Below are 508 nucleotides of genomic sequence, written 5' to 3' on the forward strand. Positions count from 1 at the left end.
ATGACAGAAATAACAGCCATGATTCCATTAGGAAAGGCTCCATGACTGGTTAGATTACTGAAATAGGGAGCTTCAGACTGACCAGCTAAGGGAAGGACACCAAAGATAGCCCCAAGCCCCAAGAGAATAAAGAGAACAATGGCGATCACTTTGATGCTAGAAAAATAAAACTCTGCCTCAGCAAAAAATCGCACACTAAGGGCATTTAACCCAAAAATGACAAGGGCAAAGATGGTCGCGAAAATCCAAGCAGGAATATCTGGAAACCAACGGCCCATCAAAAGTCCTGCTCCCAAAAATTCCGTCCCCAAGGCTACCGTCCAGCAAAGCCAGTAGAGCCATGCTACGGTAAAACCAGTTCCGGGACTGATGAATTTGGTCGCATACGTATGAAATGAGCCTGTCACCGGCATAGCTACTGCTAGTTCACCTAGCGACAACATAACCAAATAAACAACGACTGCTCCGATCAAATAGGACAAAATAGCTCCCAAAGGACCAGCTTGGG

General features: G+C 45.9%; 1 protein-coding gene. It reads right to left on the minus strand.

From position 1 onward, the window contains the following. On the minus strand, positions 1-508 hold a 508-nt coding region (locus SORDD16_RS09985; RefSeq protein ID WP_128973516.1), incomplete at both ends, for an amino acid permease.

Origin of the sequence: Streptococcus oralis (genome assembly GCF_001578945.1) — a bacterium.
GTDB classification, from domain to species: domain Bacteria; phylum Bacillota; class Bacilli; order Lactobacillales; family Streptococcaceae; genus Streptococcus; species Streptococcus oralis_Q.